The sequence below is a fragment of the Methanospirillum sp. genome (assembly GCF_035406105.1).
Taxonomy (GTDB): Archaea; Halobacteriota; Methanomicrobia; order Methanomicrobiales; family Methanospirillaceae; genus Methanospirillum.
The window spans coordinates 1-17,304 of the sequence record NZ_DAONKG010000031.1 but is presented as its reverse complement, the minus strand read 5'-3'; the positions used below and the strand labels follow the sequence as shown (position 1 = coordinate 17,304).

Genomic DNA, 17,304 nt, shown 5'->3' with positions numbered 1-17,304 from the left:
CACCTTTGGTGTCTGACACCGGAAACAATCGCTCATCAAACCACCTGACCTGATCCCGCTCCTGGATAGAGAAAAGTGTCCGGTATGGCTCACCCCTGCTGCAGACGTACCGTGCTGCCTCCTGAATCAGGGGTTTTGCATGCTTGTCACAGATATTCAACCGGTTCTCACCGATAAAGGATTGTGGATCCCTGTCAAACGCCTGACCAAACCGCGGGTTTACATAGGTAAACACCAGCTCAGGTGTCATGACAAACACCCGTTCATCGGTCTCTGCTGCTAGGGCATGAAAAAGAGCATAATACCGCCTTTTACTCTCTTCTGCCTCTTTCCAGTCATGGACATCTTCTATGACAAAATAATGGCCCCCCGCCCCGTCATACATGACAACATCTGCCACTGTCAGCCATACAAACCGCTTCTTCTCTGATCTGATGAGTTCAAGTTCGGATGCAAAAACAGGCGGGCGATCCGGAGAGAGTATTCTTACCTTTAGATCCTGTTTTAATCCCTGTATTGTCAGAAGATCCAGAATATTCCGTCCTTTCAGATGGGAGAGATCGGTCTCGAGAAAGTCCGCGGCAGACAGATTTGCATTCTGGATGAGGTACCGATCATCAGTCTGGATAACTGCTGGTGAGAGGTAGTTGAGCAGGGTTGTAACCGGGATGCGTTTCGATAAAAAAAATATTTTCGCTTTCCCAACCGTTCGTACATCCACTATTCCGGACAGGAACATCATTTCAATATATTTTCCAATGGTGTTCCGCGACATGGACAGACCGTTTGAAATTTCAGATATGGTCAATCCATCAGGATTTTCCTGTAAAAAATCAGATATCCGGGATATGTAATAGTGGGTATTGTCCATCGATGGAATGAGATTGTGTACGTCCACGTAAATAGGTAGTGGTCTCCTCCTCCATACCTGTATAAACAGAAACCCTGCAGTATTATGGATCTCTTCCAAAGCCTGCTGGTATGAGGGTCCGGCTCCTATGTTCGTGAGTAGTTATACTGCGGTTAATGAATTTCCGGTCCTGATGGTTCCTCTACATATTTTTCAGGGCTATGAGATTTCTGACACCACTCAGGCGCCAGACCAGTGAGCGCTCCTCCTTACAGATGGACTCTGGTGGATCCTGCGGTGAATGACCAAGGGCTGCAAGGATATTGTTTGAAAGATTCTGCTCCCGGATCAGATTTACAAACCGCTCTCTTGTAAGTTTCTTCTCGATTGAGTCTGTGACTTCCTCAAGGTATCCCTGCAACGTGACAAACATGTAACAGGAGAGATCCTTTGTGTATTTATCAATCTCCACCGAGACATAGGGGGATTTTCTAAAGTACTCAATCTTCTTTCCATATTTTGTTGAGAGGAAATAGAGATGATGTCCGTCATACACATACAGGAACGGTGCGATGTAGGGATATTTCTCCCCCGAAAATGCGATCCTGGCCATAAACCGGTTATGAATCAGTGCATCATACTCTTTTTTCTCCATCCGGGGGATTTTCACGATCTCCATGATACCTAAAACAAGATGAACGTTCCATCACATAAATCATGCAGAGCTGCATCGTGATCGAAAACTCTCATATACTATACTCTTTTATGAAATGAAAAAACGAGGACTTTTCTTTTTGGATGAGAAACTACTTTATTGAATCCGTCTCACCCACAATGGAATCTTTGCGTACAATAAGAATGGAAATACCTATGACCCGATGGCATAGCATGGTTTTGGCAATCTCTCTCTTCCTGGCTGTAACTCTTGTTCTCTGTCCTGTTGTGACTGCGGAGACGATGCAGGATGCAACGGTGTGGATAAACAAGGGAAAAGACGCCTTTCAAAAGAAGGACTATGTAAGCGCGATCGCTGCATATGACCAGGCCCTTCTTCTTGACGAGTATTATACGGAAGGATGGAAATTGCGTGGCGATGCGATGATGGAACTGAAGCGGTATGCAGAGGCTGCCGAGTCATATGATCGTGCAATCAGCATTGACAAGACCAATGCAGATCTGCTCGGGAAAAAAGGGCGTGCCATCTATGAACTGGGCAATTATCAGGATGCGCTTGATATTTATATCCGTGCGGTCTCACTTAATCCGTACATTTTTCAGAATCAGGACGGGTACGGAGATGTACTTGCGGCACTGAACCGGTTTACCGAAGCAGATTATGCATACACTGCTGCGTTGAAGATCGATCCAAAAAATAATGCAACCTGGAATAAGAAAGGAGAGGTTCTGGCAAAGATGTACCGCAATGAAGAGGCAATTGCTGCATTTAACCAGTCACTCCAGATATATCCTGACTCGGCTGAAGTATGGAATAATCTTGGGAGTGTCTATTTCACCATGGGTAATCTTAATAAAGCACTGACGGCCTTTGAAAAGGCCATATCCCTTGATGATAGTTATATCCCCCAGAAATACAGTGATACCGTAAGCAGGCTTGCAAAAGCAGATCCTCAGTCACGCAAAACCAGTACCAATGAAGAGATCGAGATCCCGGTTGCAAATACACCCTTTGTCCTTCCTCCGGCAATTTTTGTCCTCAATTATATCATGATTGGGATTGGAATCGTAACCATCATTCTGCTTGGCATTATGGGAATGATGAGGACTCGTTCAAAAAAGAGATCCCAGGGGTAATAGTTCAGGAGTTTCTGATAAGAATATCCTGAATCACTTTTTTCCTATCAATCGTTCGTTCTTCCCTCTTTTCCGGGAGCGATGGCCGCTCAGTCTTATAAAATATGCCGAGCGGAATCGGGCCGTGATCGGAATAGTTCCATTGCTGGCCGGTCCGGCAGGCCACATCAAACTGTGAGACATTTGCTTCAGAGGTCTCGTATACGTGCTCATCGTAAAAGGAAGTCATATTAAAGAAGGTTGCACAGATCTGGAGCACATCGATATGGGCAAACCCTCGATGAAGGATTGCTTCATGGAAGATCCGTTTGAGAAGGGGAATGTTTCGTGAGTACGCCCTGGCCACAAATGAAGCACCAGATCCCAGCATCACTTCAATAATGTTGAGTGGATACTCATGGATTCCACCCGGTGTGGAGCGCCCCCGGTATCCATAGGGGGACGTCGGGGTATACTGTCCGGTTGTAAGGCCATATACGCGGTTATTATGACAAATAACTGTTATATCGATATTTCGTTTTGCTGCATGAATCAGGTGGTCAAGCCCTTCAGCATAGAGATCCCCGTCCCCTGCAAAACAGACGACCTTCAGGTCAGGATTGGCCATCTTTATCCCGGTCGCAACCGGAATTGTCCTCCCGTGCAGGGAGTAAAAACTATTGAGACTGAAGTAATCAGCAATCTTTGCATGGCATCCAATACCTGATACCAGGACGAATCTCTCTTTTGGTATCCCCTCTTTCTCAAACTCCTCAATAACATACCGGAATGCATGCTGAATTGCAAAATTGCCACATCCCGGGCACCAGGTATTCTTAGCGTCAGACACAATCGTTCCGTTCGGACTCATAATACCCTCCGGATCCGGTTTTCCAGTTCCTCAACCGTTGAAGGTCTCCCATCATATCGTCGAATACATTCATTCGGCACAATCCCGTGCTGCCGGAGAATAGTATCAATCTGTCCTGTTGCACTCTCTTCCACAACGATCACCCGTGTTACGCCCTCCAGTGCTGCGGTCATGGTATTTATGGGAAATGGTTCGAGAATCCGTGGAAAAACAGCACGGAATGAATGCATCTTTGTAACCTCCGTCACCTGTCCCCGCACCGACCCCCATGCAATCACACAGACTGGTGCTTTTTTATCTCCTTCAATGAGAACACTCTCCGACTGGTCAATATACTCGAGCAGGGCCATCGCCTTCCGTTTTCTTTTATCTGCCATCGTTGTAGTGAGGTGGGGATCTTCAGTCGTGATCCCTTTAAAATCATGGGTGTAACTGTTTACCTTCACGATTTCGCCTGGATGCGGCGGAGACAGGAGGGGAGAAATACCATCAGGCATGTCCTCATACCGATGATAAGGGAATGCCGGGGCAGAAACCCGGTGTGGCGGCAGATCCGGCAGGAGGGACGGACCTGTGAATAGACCCTCCGAGAATGACTTATCTGTTACAATAAAGGCAGGAATCTGAAATTTCCACGCAATCCTGACCGCTTCGGCCGCAAGGAAGAGTGCCTCATAGGGGGTAGCCGGAGCTGCTATCCACCGGGGAAACTCTCCCTGTCCGGCATGACGAATGAACAGCAGATCTGACTGGGCAGTATAGGTAGGAAGTCCGGTTGAGGGTCCGGTTCGTTGTGAGACGACAATTACGATGGGAATCTCCGCCTGACCAGCAAGAGAAACCCCCTCGGTCATCAGACAAAATCCTCCTCCTGACGTACCGACTGCAGCCTTTTTTCCAGCATATGAAAAACCAAGAGCCATGAGGATGACCGCTATCTCACTCTCCGGGTGATATACCTGTATCCCGGTCTCTTCTGCAATGGAGGCAAGAAAATGGAGTATTCCTGAAGACGGTGTCATCGGGTATGCAATATAGGCATCAAGCCCGCCTGCCAGAAGACCAATCCCTATCCATTCATTTCCAGACAGGAAGGGTTTTGAATCACCTCCCGGGAGTTTCAGGGTTTTTCCTGGTGTGAGGACATCCCAGGCAGCCCTGGCAATCTCAATATTTTTTTCGATCTTTTTGGGTATTTTTCTCTGAAGTACCGGCTCCACCTTCTCCCAGGGTACGCCGAGATATCGGAACAGGGCACTGATCATTGCAGTATTTCCCATGATCGGTTCGCCCTGACGGGTGCTGATAATCTGACCGAGAGAAATTCCCTGACCGTGTGCTCGTACCCGGTCAGCATCAAAGATCACGATCCCGTCATCTGATAACCGTCCTTTATGCAAATCCGCCGTCTGCTGATCAAATGCGATAATGACATCAGCACCGGATCGAAATGCCGTTACCGGAGTCTCTGCAGCACGGATAATGCAGAAATTATGCCCGCCCCGAATGAGTGACGGATAATCGACATACTGATATACATGATACCCGAGTGATGAAAAGACCGAACCGATAACCTGACCGGCCTGGGAGATACCATCTCCTGCTTTTCCTCCGATAAGAACTGAGTATTCTGCCACGGTTGCTGCCTCTCTGTGGGAGATGTGCTCTGTCCGGTAATGAACATTGTCACCGCCATAAGCCCTCCCTTCAGGGGCAGTGGCAACCGGAGCAGAACATATAGAGGTTTTACATGGAGCATAGAGATTATGTATGGTATATGGATTTTTGCCCCTGTATCAGAGCAGGCGCAATACCTTTATGTAGTATCGGATCCTCGTGATAAGTATGCGCGTTTTATCCCTCTCTGGAAGCCAGCTCAAAAAGGGGAATACCAGCCAGCTCATCGAATCTCTGAACGAGCAGATAAAAAAGTCAGGAATTGGAGATCTGAAGGTGAAATCGATCTCTCTCTCCGGTGTACGGATTGGTCCATGCAGGGAATGCAGAAAATGCATGGAGACCGGCTCCTGTGTAGTGAAAGATGATTTTCATTCAATCGCCCGCAAGATGCTCAAAAGTGATCTGATCATTATTGGTTCACCGGTGTATTTTCATGATGTCTCAGGTCAGGTCAAAAACCTCATGGACAGAACCTACTCTCTCTGGCATGACCGGCAGCTGAAAGGAAAAAAGATCATTCCGGTTGCGGTAAGTGCTGTTTCAGGGGAGGAACGAACGCTAGAGACGATTCGGATCTGGGCACAGGCTCATGAAATGAAGATTTTCAGATCGGTATCAGGTCATGGATATAAAAAGGGTGAGGTATTACAGGACAAAAAGGCACAGGATGCAATAGAATCCGCAGTCAGGGATCTCATTGGAGAGATGCAGTCAGCAGACTGAATAGTTCTCATTCCTCCCTGATGGTCTGATCAATCTCCAGTCTGGTTCTGAAGGTTCGAAAGAATGCATCCTTTTCCGATTCAACCGCCCAGATCTCCAGTGAGCAGTCGGTTATTGATGAGACTGATAAAACAATATAATCCTTTTTTCGGATAAATTCAGCCTTTTGTACTCGTCTGTCATGACTTCGGTCAAGATTTTCGGCAAGCCTGAGCAGCAGGGACAGCACCCGGATCATTCTCCGTTCATCCCTTCCCAGATCCTGAAATGGAGTATCACGCGTCCGGGGCAGTTTTTTCCGGTGATACCGTGCAATCAGTCCTATCATAAGGACTTCATGCTGGTTAAACCCGAGAAGAGGGACCTCAGTAATCAGATAAAACGAATGCTGGTGATGGTTGGAAAATGAGATGAACTGACCGACATCATGAAGGTATGCTGCATATGAAAGCAGTTCCTGCGCCTCTTCATCGAATGTGAAAAGCCCTGCCTGAACACCGGTATGATACAGCGAAAGAGCAAGCTTCATGATGTGGGATGCATGAAGCTCGTCGATATGGCAGAGCCGGCCCAGATGCCTGACAGAACGTTCCCGTATGGAAACAGGTTCCGCATGGGGGAATCCTGGAATCCGGGCAATATAATCTACCAGCAGCCCGTCCCGTAACGATCGGGATGATACAAACACCCCTTTCATCCGGCTAGCTTTTAATATCTCATGAAGAATCACCGCTCCTGCTATGATAATGTCTGCCCGGTCAGAATTCAGACCCTGCACTTCCCGTCGTATCGACAGGGGAAGATTTGAGAGGTACCATATCAGCATATCAAGTTCCTCAATGCTGAGATAACCGGGACTATGGGTCTGAGCACATGGCTTATACGATGCTGCCACCGCTTCAAGGGAAAGAATGGTTCCAGAACTCCCATAGGCCGTCGTAATATTCCAAGTCGTAATATGCCGCGCAATATGAACAATCTGATGCTCAATATGTCGTCTGAGTGCGAGAAGGACCCGCTGAGAGACCCGGCCGTCCTTTTCAGTCTGTACAAACATTCCGGTGGTTCTGATTGCTCCAAGTTTCAGGCTTCGCAGAAAAAAGGGTTCATGCTGGTCTCCGACGATGATCTCAGTCGATCCCCCGCCAATGTCAATAAAGAGTGCCGTTTCACCTTTCAGATCGATACCGCTTGATACACCAAGCCAAATCAGTCTCGCCTCCTCCGCACCTGATATGATATGAATCCGGACTCCCGTCTGTTCTTCAATCCGATTGCAGAGGTCCTCGCCGTTTGATGCTTCCCGCGTTGCAGATGTGGCAACTGCTACAAACTCCTCTGCCCCCCTGCTCCGGGCAAGATCAATAAGTCTGCAGATAACACCGGTTGCACGTTCCATGGCCGCTTCAGTCAGTTTATTTTCAAGGTATTCACCCTCTCCCAGTCTGATTACCTCCTTCTGCTGGGTCACAAGGGTATACGATCCGTTCGGATTGAGCCTGACTACAAGAAGACGGACGGAGTTGGTTCCAAGATCGATAAATCCGATAATCCTTGGATTCTTCAGGTGCATGAAAGACATATCCTGCGACTGGTGATTTTTTGCAGCAGTCTGCTTTTTTCCGTGAACACGAATGAATCAATACGAAGGGGAGAGATACAGGAACAGGAGAGGATAATCTCCGTGGCTGTGATCGTGCAGGTCACGGTCCTGACCTGATTCTGATGGGCACGGTCAAGTGCATCCGCGATCCGGAGGATGCCTGAGCTCCAGCAGACAACATGTTGTGCCTCCCCGTTTAATTCACGAAAGACAGCATGGCCGGCTCTTGGTAGTGATTTCCGGTGATATCGTGCAATTAAGGCGATCATCATCCGTTCTTTGCCTGAAAGGTTCATCCGGGTATCCTTTAGAATAATATCCCGTGATGCTTTGTGATGAGGTGTATCAGGGACACTCCATCCGATATCATGGAGAAGTGCAGCTGCCTGTAAGAGATCCCGGACATCAGAAGGCAGCCTATGAAGCGGTGAAAGACCGTCAAACATCATTCCTGACAGATGGCATACCTGCTTTGCATGTGCAGGATCCGGATCCAGCCGGTTTGTATAATCGAGAATGACCGGCCAGACTTCAGCATTCATCAGGGAGCATCCTCCGGTTCTGATACAATATCCAATGGTCTGCCCTCTGATACGATCCTCGCAAATGAATCAGGGAGGTGGCGGTTTCGTAATGCTTCAATTGCTTTTGAGAAATCATAAGGGACTCTGATATGCACCACTGAGAGGGGATCCAGCGTCAGCAGGGCATAGCAGGCACGCGGATCGCCATCCTCCGTCCTTCCGACACTCCCGCAGTTTACAAACAGGGTCCCATTAGCACTCCTGATGGATGGAAGATGGGAATGGCCGGTTACAATAATATCAACCCTGGTTTTCTCTGCAATCTCATGAAGCCTGGATTCTGGTGTCTCGTGAACAAGGTATTCGGTAAGGGAATCAGGACTTCCATGCGTGACCAGAATGGACGTACCTTTCACCCGAAGTCTGATCTCACGCGGAAGTCCGGCAAGATATGCCCGGTTCTCCCGGGAAAGATGATGATATGCAAACCTCATTGCAATCTGCTTATCCCGCGAACGTGGCCGGCCGGTCTTCCATTTTTTTGAGAGAACCGCCTGGTCATAATTCCCGATGACCGAGAGCACATGGGAAGAACGAAGAAGTGATACCACTTCGTCAGGAAAAGCACCATATCCGATGCTGTCTCCGGCATTCAGGACAGCAGTCGCACCTTTCTGCCTGGCATCCTCAAGTACTGCCTCAAGAGCCGGGAGATTTGCATGAACATCTGATAGAAGGGCGATGGTGACCGGCCCGTCCCGACACAATTGCGCACCCTCCTGGAATGAACTATGAACCGGAGCAGATACCTTCTCCATGAGCTGGTCCCAGAATCCTTCCTGTTTTAGTGCATTCCAAAGGGTATTCAGTTCAGAGAACAGTTTATCTCTTTTCCGTCTCCGGTTTTCAAGCAGCAGATCCAGACCATGCCTGATGATTTTGAAGAAGTCTGTATTGCCAAAATACCGGATGGCCCTTTTTTCCTCCTCATGTATCCATACCGGTATTTGTTCAATCCAGACATCACAGTCATGCATGTCTCCAAGGATATCCTGAAGTGCCTTAAAGGTCTTAATCTCCGATTTTAATCCACATTCAAAGAGATCTCCAAACGCTTCAAGCGTATACCGGAGCCTTTTTGCAGCAATCCGCATCTCATGGTGACGGTGGATCATATCAGGTTCCATCAGCCATGGTTCAAACCAGAAAAGGTCAGCGATGGCGGTCATCGTACTGATACATGCCTGCTGATATGAGAAGCGGGAAATACCACCTCCATCTTCAATGTCAGCCCTGACCTTCAGTTCATGCAGATATGTTGTCATTGATTCGAGAACAGATGTCTCATCCAGCTGATCAACTGCCTTGACAAGATCTGGCTGGATCTGCAGGCGCCTGGTTTTTAATCGGTGGAGCAGACATTCAAGCCCCGGTCTGTGAATATCAAATGAACAGGTGCAGGAAAGAAGGCCCTCCCTATCTGCCGTATCAGGAGGTACAACATCACCAGATGGTCTTTGCGAGAAGAGCGGATGATTTCGATCTATCAGCCCCAATACATCCTCTTCGGTCTGGTGCGTATAAAAAAAGAGTTCTCCCGAGCAGGAGTCGTGAATTTCTTTTAATATAAACGAATTAATAAAATCGATCTGAACATCCAGATCACGTGCCTCCCCCAGGGATGACGTAATCCCTCTGATTGTGCGTCTCCATTTTTTCACATTTTTTTGTGGAATACAGGGAGAAAAGATGGAAAGACATGCCCTGAGCCGGCGGGTTGCAACTCTCGCCCGATGCACATATTCGATATCATCTGCCGTTCTGACTCCGTTCAGTTCCTGCTCTAATGATCGGATGAGAGGAAGCATTGTTTCGGCAGTATACCGCGAAAAACCAGGGTCATCTGCAGGTGTGCAATTCCATCCCATATTGTTACTCCCAGGCAGGTAACTATCGGCTGTCTGGTATGTATGGTATATGGGACGGCCTATTTGACTTCTTTGATCCTGCTCCCTGCCATCTGGTATGATCCAAAATCCGGGCTTATTTGTTATTTTTCAAACTCAAAACGGCAGCAGTAGTCGGCAGCAGTCTCACCAGTACCCGTCTTTTTTTTCTTTTGAAAGATTATTGCTGAAAAAACGGCTTTTATGACCATAGCAATGGAGAAGATACAGATACCAAGCACCACCCACATAAGAAGCGAGACATGATCTGAAATAACCGGAATATTCCCGATCAGGTATCCGCCGCCCACAAATCCACCAGTCCAGAGAAGTGCTCCGGTGACATTATAAAACAGGAACCACCGGTAGTTCATCTTTCCGACACCAGAAAGAAACGGGGCAAATGTTCTGACGATGGGCACAAACCGTGCGATAACAATGGTTATCCCCCCATAGGTCTCGAAGTACTGATGAGTTTTTTCCAGCCATTCCTTGTGAACGAATGCGGACAGACGCCCCTCTATGATCTTACATCCGGCATATCGTCCGATCCAGTAATTTGCTGTATCTCCGGTGATCGCTGCCAGCCCGATGATGAGAATGAGAACCCAGATGTTGAGCACTCCGGTTCCGGCAAGAGCACCGGATACAAAAAGGAGTGAATCGCCAGGGAGGAATGGTGTTACGACAAGACCGGTTTCACAGAAGATAATAAGAAAAAGGACGGCATATATAAGCAGGCCTAATTCTCCGGCCATCTGCTCAAGCGATGAATCAATATGGAGAATCAGATTGATAAGGGCAATATCCATGTCTTCGGACATGTTCCCCTTCTGGAGCAATAGGGTTTCCCATTTGTTCTTATTTGCCTTTTTTCTGAGCAACGATGCAGCCGGTCATTCGGAATTCTTATGACGAATCCGGGTCACTATCCGGACTATTCAGGAAGAGACCATGATGACGGTGCAAATATTTCAGGATCTTGGTGGACTCATGCCATCGTTGATCCAGCTGGTCTATCATCTGATCGATCTCTCTGACCTGGGCAAGTATCAGTTCAGCCCTCTCACCAAGAGCCAGCTCTGCCTGACCGGCAATCACCGTAAGAGGATTTCTGACCCCGTCATTTAATATTGCGAGCTCTGCCAGGTTTTTCTGGATCTGCATGAGGGCTTCCTCCTTCTGTGATTCGATTAGTTTTTTTTCAGAAATATCAATAAAGGTCCACAGGGATCTGACGCCGATGTCAAAGCCACCGATCAGCATCTTTCCTGACATAATAACCGGTATCTCTCTGCCGGTTTTATGGATAATAATCAGCTCAGACTCGTAGACCGAACCATGCTCTGCAATATCATGGAGAAAGGACTGGTAATCTTTCATACTTTTCTCCGGAATACAGGTCATGAACGTCCGGCCGATTACCTCATCCCTGGTATATCCGAAAAGTCGTGTCCAGGCTTCATTCACCTCAAGTATCTTCCCGTTTTTATCCAAAGACTGATACGGGATCGGGGCCTGCTCAAAAAGAAGACGAAAACGCTCCTCACTCTCGCGAAGTGCGTTCTCTGCGCTTTTTTTGGCAGTAATGTCCCGAAAACTCCATACTTTTCCTACAATCTCACCATCAATCATCTGTGGCTGTGAGTATCGTTCATAAATCTTCCCATCTCGCAGTTCGATAATATCAATACCTGGTATGAGCCCCTCCCGCATCTGATAATCAGTCCGGTTGAAAAAATTATTTGGATTGATGATCTGGGGGAGAATGTGGCTAAGAATTGCTGAATAATCACCTGCTTGAATGAGATGATAGGGAATATCCCACATCTGGACAAACTTTCTGTTCCAGGCACAAATCCTGCCTTCGCTGTCAACAACCAGGATCCCGTCTGCGGTGGATTCAAGGGTTGAACGAAGAAGAGCCGTGGTCTCCTTTACCCGCTTTTCAGCATAATACTTCTGGATGGCAAGGTTCACCTTTGAATAGAGATCGGCAAACTCCCTGCCCGGCTCTCCGGATTTTTGCAGGTAAAAATCCGCTCCGTTATTTAATGCGTCAATCACAACCTCTTCCCTGCCCCGTCCAGTATAAATGATAATCGGACAGTTCAGGCCGCCCTGTCGGACTTCTTTTAAAAAATGTATGCCATCACCGTCAGGCATATAGTAGTCCAGAACAATGGTGTCATAATTTGTCTTTTCGACAAGACTCTTTGCTTCATGTGCAGAAGGGCATGTATCCACGAGCATTGTTCCATAACTTTCCAGGTACATCCTGACAAGCTCCAGGATGCCGGGTTCATCATCTACATACAGCACGCGATACATGAAAGTCACTGTTTTTTGAGTTATGCAATGAATTCAAAGAATATGAGGATAATATTCTCTGAAAAGATCCGGCTATCGTAGAGATATCAGTTAGGCATTCTTAATAAAGCTCCGGGGGTCTTTCCTACGATTTTCGATGTACCTATAGAGATATCTGATGTCTCTATATTCTCCAGAGATAATCAGTTTACCCTCACATTCCTTTATAGAGGAGATACGTGAGGCACCATGAATGGTAAATTAATATCTCTATCCGGGTTCATCCTGATAGGGCTTTTTCTCTGTGCGCTTCTCCTCTGCGGATGTACCGGGACAACGGAAACCGAAAAGACCGTGCCCGCATCTGCAAGTGAAAATCCCTTACGCGAAACGAAAACACAGCCCGGTTCAGCCGGTGTGCTGACCATCACCGGTTCTACAACGGTACTTCCTGTTGCAGCGCAGGCAGCAGAGCGCTACATGGACACTCACCCGGGTGTTGACGTCCAGGTGAATGGCGGTGGATCAGGCGTTGGTGTTCAGTCTGCCGGAGAAGGGACTGCTATGATCGGAATGGCCTCCCGTGATCTCAAGAAGGAAGAGAAAGAGAAATACCCCGGGCTCAGAGAGCACCAGATTGCCATCGATGGCATCGCGATCATCACCCACACATCAAACCCTGTGCCATCGCTGACTCTTGATCAGGTTAAGGCGATATACAATGGAAATATCACGAACTGGAAGGATGTAGGCGGTAATGATGCGACAATTGTTGTGATCGGCAGAGACAGTGCATCAGGAACACGGGAGTTCTTCCATGAGAAGGTCATGAACAAAGAGGATTTTGTCCAGACCCAGCTTGAAAAGAACTCAAACGGGGCAGTAAAACAGAGTGTTCAGCAGACTCCCGCAGCAATCGGATATGTCGGTCTTGGATATGTAGACAAGACTGTTCATGCAGTGCCGATTCTTGTCGAGGGAAAAGCAGTTGCCCCCTCTGTTGAAACGGTGAAGGACAAATCCTATCCGATAGCCCGTCCCCTCAATTTCCTAACCAATGGAGATCCATCAGGCCTTATCGCTGAGTTCATCTCATTCATCGAAAGCCCTGAAGGACAACAGATCGTTATTGATGAGGGTTTTGTCCCGCTCTCCAGGTAACCCTATTCCCATTTTTTTAAAAAACATCACTTCATTCACATCTGATTCCGGTTTTGCGGTATTCCTCCCATGTCTCGCAGGGGGGGTTCGGATGTTCATTCTGTGTCTGTCATGCAACGGCATCTTCTGAACATATCATATATGTATTCAGGAAAAAAAGCCGGCTATGAATAAAAGAAAAATCAGATTATCTCAACACGCTCACCGGTGACCATGTAAGTGGTCATCTCGGCAATATTGCAGGCCTGATCACCGAGCCGCTCGAGGTACCGGTCGATGATGATATATCGTGCGAGAATGGGGACATCATCTCTTTTCTGCTCCATTCTCCGGATAAGATCCCGCATTACCTCACAGTACAGGCGGTCAATCTCAGAGTCCCGCTTCCGCATATTTCTGATAGGTGCTACGTCACGGTCTCGAAATGCATCAAATGCGTCTTCAATCATCGCCAGGACTTTTCTCCCGACAATAATGAGTTTCTCAGGATCCGCAAGGCCGCAGCACTGGGAAAGGGTCTTAATGGTATCACCGATATCATATCCCATCCGGCCGATCCGCTCAAAGTTATAGATAATACGAAGGGAGGCCACAATCTCACGCATATCCCGTGCTACCGGCTGATATAATGCAAGATGCCGGAACATACTCTCTTCAACGGCAATAAACCGCTTCTTTAATTCAACTTTCCGCTCACAGACATCATGTGCCTGTTGTGTGTCTGCCCGTTCAAATGCATCGATGGAGTCACGGAGCATGCCAATTGCATATGTTCCAAGGTCACAGGCATCAATGTGGATTTGTGACAGATCAGAACGCTCTTTTTCGGTCATTGTATTACCCGAATCTTCCGGTGATATAATTCTCAGTCAATTCTTTGTGTGGATTCTCAAATATCTGTCTCGTTTCACCGAACTCGATGAGATCACCAAGGTACATAAATGCCGTATAATCAGAAACGCGGGAGGCCTGGGACATGCTATGGGTGACGATGATCACGCAATACTCCTGTTTGAGATCCTCGATGAGATCCTCAATCTTTGATGTTGCAATCGGGTCAAGAGCACTGCACGGCTCGTCCATGAGAATGATCTCCGGGTTGACCGCAAGAGTCCGGGCAATGCAGAGCCGCTGCTGCTGACCACCGGAAAGACTCATCGCCGAATCATGCAGACGATCCTTTACCTCTTCCCAGAGTGCAGCCTTATGCAGGCACGACTCCACGATCCTGTCCAGCTCATTTTTGTTCTTTACCCCATGCACCCGTGGTCCGTAGGCAATGTTCTCGTAGATGGATTTTGGAAACGGATTGGGTTTTTGAAAGACCATTCCTATCTTCATCCTGAGCTCGACCGGATCTGCCTCTGGTCCGTTGATATCCTGCCCGTGGTACAGGATGCTGCCTGTTACCTTGCACCCGGATACCAGATCATTCATGCGATTAAAGCACCTGATAAGGGTTGATTTCCCACATCCGGACGGGCCAATCAGGGAAGTGACCTTTCTGTTTGCAATAGGGAGGGTTATGTTATGCAGGGCATGATTATCGCCATACCAGAGATTTAACCCCTGCACATCCATGATAATGTCTTCATTCATAGGTTACCACCTGACCTTCTTATCATAATAATTTCTGATGACAATTGCTCCTCCATATATCATGATAACAAGAATGAGGAGAACGACCGCTGTTGCATACTGATTGTTTCTGGCACCAGGCACATTGGTAGCCAGAATGAAGAGATGATAGGGAAGGGCCATCACCGGATCAAAAAGCGAATCCGGAAGGCGTCGCTGCATGAACACAACGGCAGTAAACATAATAGGGGCCGTCTCACCCGCTGCCCTGCCAATGGAGAGGATCGCCCCAGTAATAATTCCTGGAACTGACGGAGGCAGGACAACCCGGCGAACGGTCTGCCACCTCGTTGCCCCAAGAGCATAGGATCCTTCCCGGAGGCTATCCGGAACACTTCGCAAGGCCTCTTCTGTCGTTCTGATGACCGTCGGGAGAACCATGAGGGCGAGTGTTATCATACCGGCAAGGAGGGATATGCCAAAATTTAAAAAGAGTACGAGGAATGTGAACCCAAAAAGCCCGAATACAATCGAGGGGGTCCCATTCAGCAGATCGGTTGCAGTCCTGATAATCTGGGTCAGCACATTTTCCTTTGTATATTCGACAAGGTAAATCGCGGCCCCGATTCCAAGGGGGAGTGCTATGAGGATGGAACCGATCACCAGATAGAATGTTCCGATAATAGCCGGGAAGATACCCCCGCCACGGCCCAGATTTCGTGGTGATTCAGTCAGGAAATCAATCGTAACATACGGAAGCCCGTTTGAGAAGATATCATAGAGGATGAAGATAAGGATGAGCGTGACAATTCCCATCATACCCGCGATGAGCGAGAACCAGATCTTCTGAACCGTCTGTCTGACGCAGTACTGATCGATCAGTCGTGCGATGGCGGCAAGGACCAGAATACATAAAGCCCCCTCCCACAATCCCATAAGAAACAGACACAGAACGAGAAGGACATAAATAATCAGGGGTACGTGAGTCATGATCCCGGAGAGACGATCGGTAATCATCGCACAGGTGAACAATCCTTTTCCTGAGCAGCCCCCTGTCTGTGAGTTCTTCAGGCGTTTCATGACCGTGAGGGCTGCAAGATTGATAATCAGGGTGATCAGCAGTAATACGACCGCAACCCCGAACAGGGCATGGTAATGGAGGGAGCCGACCGCAACCTCCCCCATCTCTATCCCAAGTGTTCCGGTCAGGGTTCGTACCGGGGAGAGGATATTCCAGAGAGGTTCAGGAATAATCGCCGCATTTCCGGTCACCATGATAACCGCCATGGTCTCACCGACTGCTCGTCCGATTCCAAGGATGATTGCAGCAGTAATTCCTGAGAGGGCAGCCGGAAGGATTACCCTTGCTATGGTCTGCCAGTGAGTGGCTCCAAGGGCCAGGGACCCTTCTTTTAAGTATCGGGGTACCGAACTGATGGCATCCTCTGACACACTGATAATCGTCGGAAGTGACATGATTCCCAAAAGGATCGATCCAGCAAGAACGGACTCACCGGATGGGACTGACAGAGCATCCTGCAGAAATTTTACCAGGACAGCCAGTCCGAAGAACCCGTATACAACGGAGGGAATACCTGCCAGCAGCTCAATCGCCGGCTTCAGGATTTTTCTCATCCGGGGACCTGCCATTTCAGAGATATAGATGGCACAGGCGATCCCGAAGGGAACTGCAAACACCATTGCTCCGATAGTGACCAGCAGTGTTCCGACAATAAGCGGAACAAGTCCGTATTTTGGCATAACACTGGTTGGGTCCCATCGTTCTCCCGATAAAAACGGAATAATCCCGGTATCCATGAATACCGGTGCAGCATCGTAGAGAAGAAAGATCAGGATGAAAAAGATACCGATGATTGACGATATGGCACAGATGAACCAGACGGCGTGCATGGTCAGTTCAAGTGGTCTTCGTCTCTGAAGAGGTTTTAATGGCGTATGCAGACCTGATGTCACGTTCTTTCTGACTCCTAATAGCGGCATATCCGGACGTATGATAGTTCACGATACCACCCGGAGGTGTGCGAGCATCCATGCATCAGGTCCGGACAATACAGGTTCATTACAATGAACCGGGGAGATACAAGAGGCTATGTTCTAGAGATTACGGAGAACTATAGAGCACTATGAGATCTCTATAGGTTCTTGCACATTACTCATCAGCATATAATCTTGTCCCGTGGGTGCAGCCTATTTACACAGCCCTTTCTCATTATAATATATAAAAATATTTGCGCTTCCATTCTATT

15 protein-coding genes are annotated in these 17,304 nt (G+C 48.0%); 3 read left to right on the top strand and 12 right to left on the bottom strand.

The genetic code is table 11. The annotated features are described in order from the left end of the window. Positions 1-898 (bottom strand): PAS domain-containing protein (locus PLA23_RS03160; protein ID WP_324473990.1); only part of this gene is annotated, 898 nt, incomplete at its 3' end. 154 nt (positions 899-1,052) lie between these two features. Continuing rightward, entirely contained in the window at positions 1,053-1,529 is a 477-nt protein-coding gene (locus tag PLA23_RS03155) for a pyridoxamine 5'-phosphate oxidase family protein (RefSeq protein ID WP_324331749.1), read from the bottom strand. Positions 1,530-1,720: 191 nt separating this feature from the next. Here PLA23_RS03155 and PLA23_RS03150 point away from each other — a divergent pair, with 191 nt between their 5' ends. Continuing rightward, the gene (locus PLA23_RS03150; protein ID WP_324331748.1) at positions 1,721-2,662 is read left to right on the top strand and encodes a tetratricopeptide repeat protein; all 942 of its coding nucleotides are present in this window, start codon (positions 1,721-1,723) and stop codon (positions 2,660-2,662) included. A 4-nt stretch (positions 2,663-2,666) separates the two neighbouring features. Here PLA23_RS03150 and PLA23_RS03145 read toward each other — a convergent pair whose 3' ends face one another. Together PLA23_RS03145 and PLA23_RS03140 are read right to left on the bottom strand one after the other, a co-directional pair. After that, positions 2,667-3,512: a thiamine pyrophosphate-dependent enzyme gene (locus tag PLA23_RS03145; protein ID WP_324473989.1), complete on the bottom strand. Its 846-nt coding sequence runs from the start codon at positions 3,510-3,512 to the stop codon at positions 2,667-2,669. Beyond that, positions 3,509-5,149 (bottom strand): 2-oxoacid:acceptor oxidoreductase subunit alpha, encoded by a 1,641-nt coding sequence (locus PLA23_RS03140; protein ID WP_324473987.1) that lies wholly within the window; start codon positions 5,147-5,149, stop codon positions 3,509-3,511. The genes PLA23_RS03145 and PLA23_RS03140 overlap by 4 nt, the downstream gene beginning before the upstream one ends. 208 nt (positions 5,150-5,357) lie before the next feature. Here PLA23_RS03140 and PLA23_RS03135 point away from each other — a divergent pair, with 208 nt between their 5' ends. Continuing rightward, entirely contained in the window at positions 5,358-5,915 is a 558-nt protein-coding gene (locus PLA23_RS03135) for a flavodoxin family protein (protein WP_324329244.1), read from the top strand. 7 nt (positions 5,916-5,922) lie between these two features. Here PLA23_RS03135 and PLA23_RS03130 read toward each other — a convergent pair whose 3' ends face one another. The 5 genes from PLA23_RS03130 to PLA23_RS03110 all read right to left on the bottom strand — a co-directional run bounded on the left by PLA23_RS03130 (position 5,923) and on the right by PLA23_RS03110 (position 12,319). Continuing rightward, the gene (locus PLA23_RS03130; protein ID WP_324329243.1) at positions 5,923-7,488 is read right to left on the bottom strand and encodes a Ppx/GppA phosphatase family protein; all 1,566 of its coding nucleotides are present in this window, start codon (positions 7,486-7,488) and stop codon (positions 5,923-5,925) included. Next, complete coding sequence (locus PLA23_RS03125; protein ID WP_324329242.1) at positions 7,479-8,060, bottom strand: HD domain-containing protein; 582 nt, start codon at positions 8,058-8,060, stop codon at positions 7,479-7,481. The genes PLA23_RS03130 and PLA23_RS03125 overlap by 10 nt, the downstream gene beginning before the upstream one ends. Further along, the gene (locus PLA23_RS03120; protein WP_324473984.1) at positions 8,060-9,970 is read right to left on the bottom strand and encodes a CHAD domain-containing protein; all 1,911 of its coding nucleotides are present in this window, start codon (positions 9,968-9,970) and stop codon (positions 8,060-8,062) included. Before PLA23_RS03120 ends, PLA23_RS03125 begins: the two co-directional genes overlap by 1 nt. 122 nt (positions 9,971-10,092) lie before the next feature. Further along, the gene (locus tag PLA23_RS03115) at positions 10,093-10,812 is read right to left on the bottom strand and encodes a VTT domain-containing protein (RefSeq protein WP_324329240.1); all 720 of its coding nucleotides are present in this window, start codon (positions 10,810-10,812) and stop codon (positions 10,093-10,095) included. A gap of 85 nt (positions 10,813-10,897) precedes the next feature. After that, complete coding sequence (locus PLA23_RS03110) at positions 10,898-12,319, bottom strand: PAS domain S-box protein (RefSeq protein ID WP_324473982.1); 1,422 nt, start codon at positions 12,317-12,319, stop codon at positions 10,898-10,900. 228 nt (positions 12,320-12,547) lie between these two features. Between PLA23_RS03110 and PLA23_RS03105 the strand changes: the two genes are divergently transcribed. Continuing rightward, positions 12,548-13,459: a phosphate ABC transporter substrate-binding protein gene (locus tag PLA23_RS03105; protein ID WP_324473980.1), complete on the top strand. Its 912-nt coding sequence runs from the start codon at positions 12,548-12,550 to the stop codon at positions 13,457-13,459. A gap of 182 nt (positions 13,460-13,641) precedes the next feature. Here PLA23_RS03105 and phoU read toward each other — a convergent pair whose 3' ends face one another. The 3 genes from phoU to pstC are packed head-to-tail and all read right to left on the bottom strand — an operon-like array spanning position 13,642 to position 17,038. Continuing rightward, positions 13,642-14,292 carry a phosphate signaling complex protein PhoU gene (gene phoU, locus PLA23_RS03100; RefSeq protein ID WP_324473978.1) on the bottom strand — a complete coding sequence of 217 codons (651 nt, stop codon included), beginning with the start codon at positions 14,290-14,292 and terminating at the stop codon, positions 13,642-13,644. Between the two features lie 4 nt (positions 14,293-14,296). Beyond that, complete coding sequence (gene pstB, locus PLA23_RS03095) at positions 14,297-15,058, bottom strand: phosphate ABC transporter ATP-binding protein PstB (RefSeq protein ID WP_324329235.1); 762 nt, start codon at positions 15,056-15,058, stop codon at positions 14,297-14,299. A 3-nt stretch (positions 15,059-15,061) separates the two neighbouring features. Then, on the bottom strand, positions 15,062-17,038 hold the full coding sequence (gene pstC / locus PLA23_RS03090; protein ID WP_324473976.1) for a phosphate ABC transporter permease subunit PstC: 1,977 nt from the start codon (positions 17,036-17,038) through the stop codon (positions 15,062-15,064). Positions 17,039-17,304: the final 266 nt, after the last annotated feature.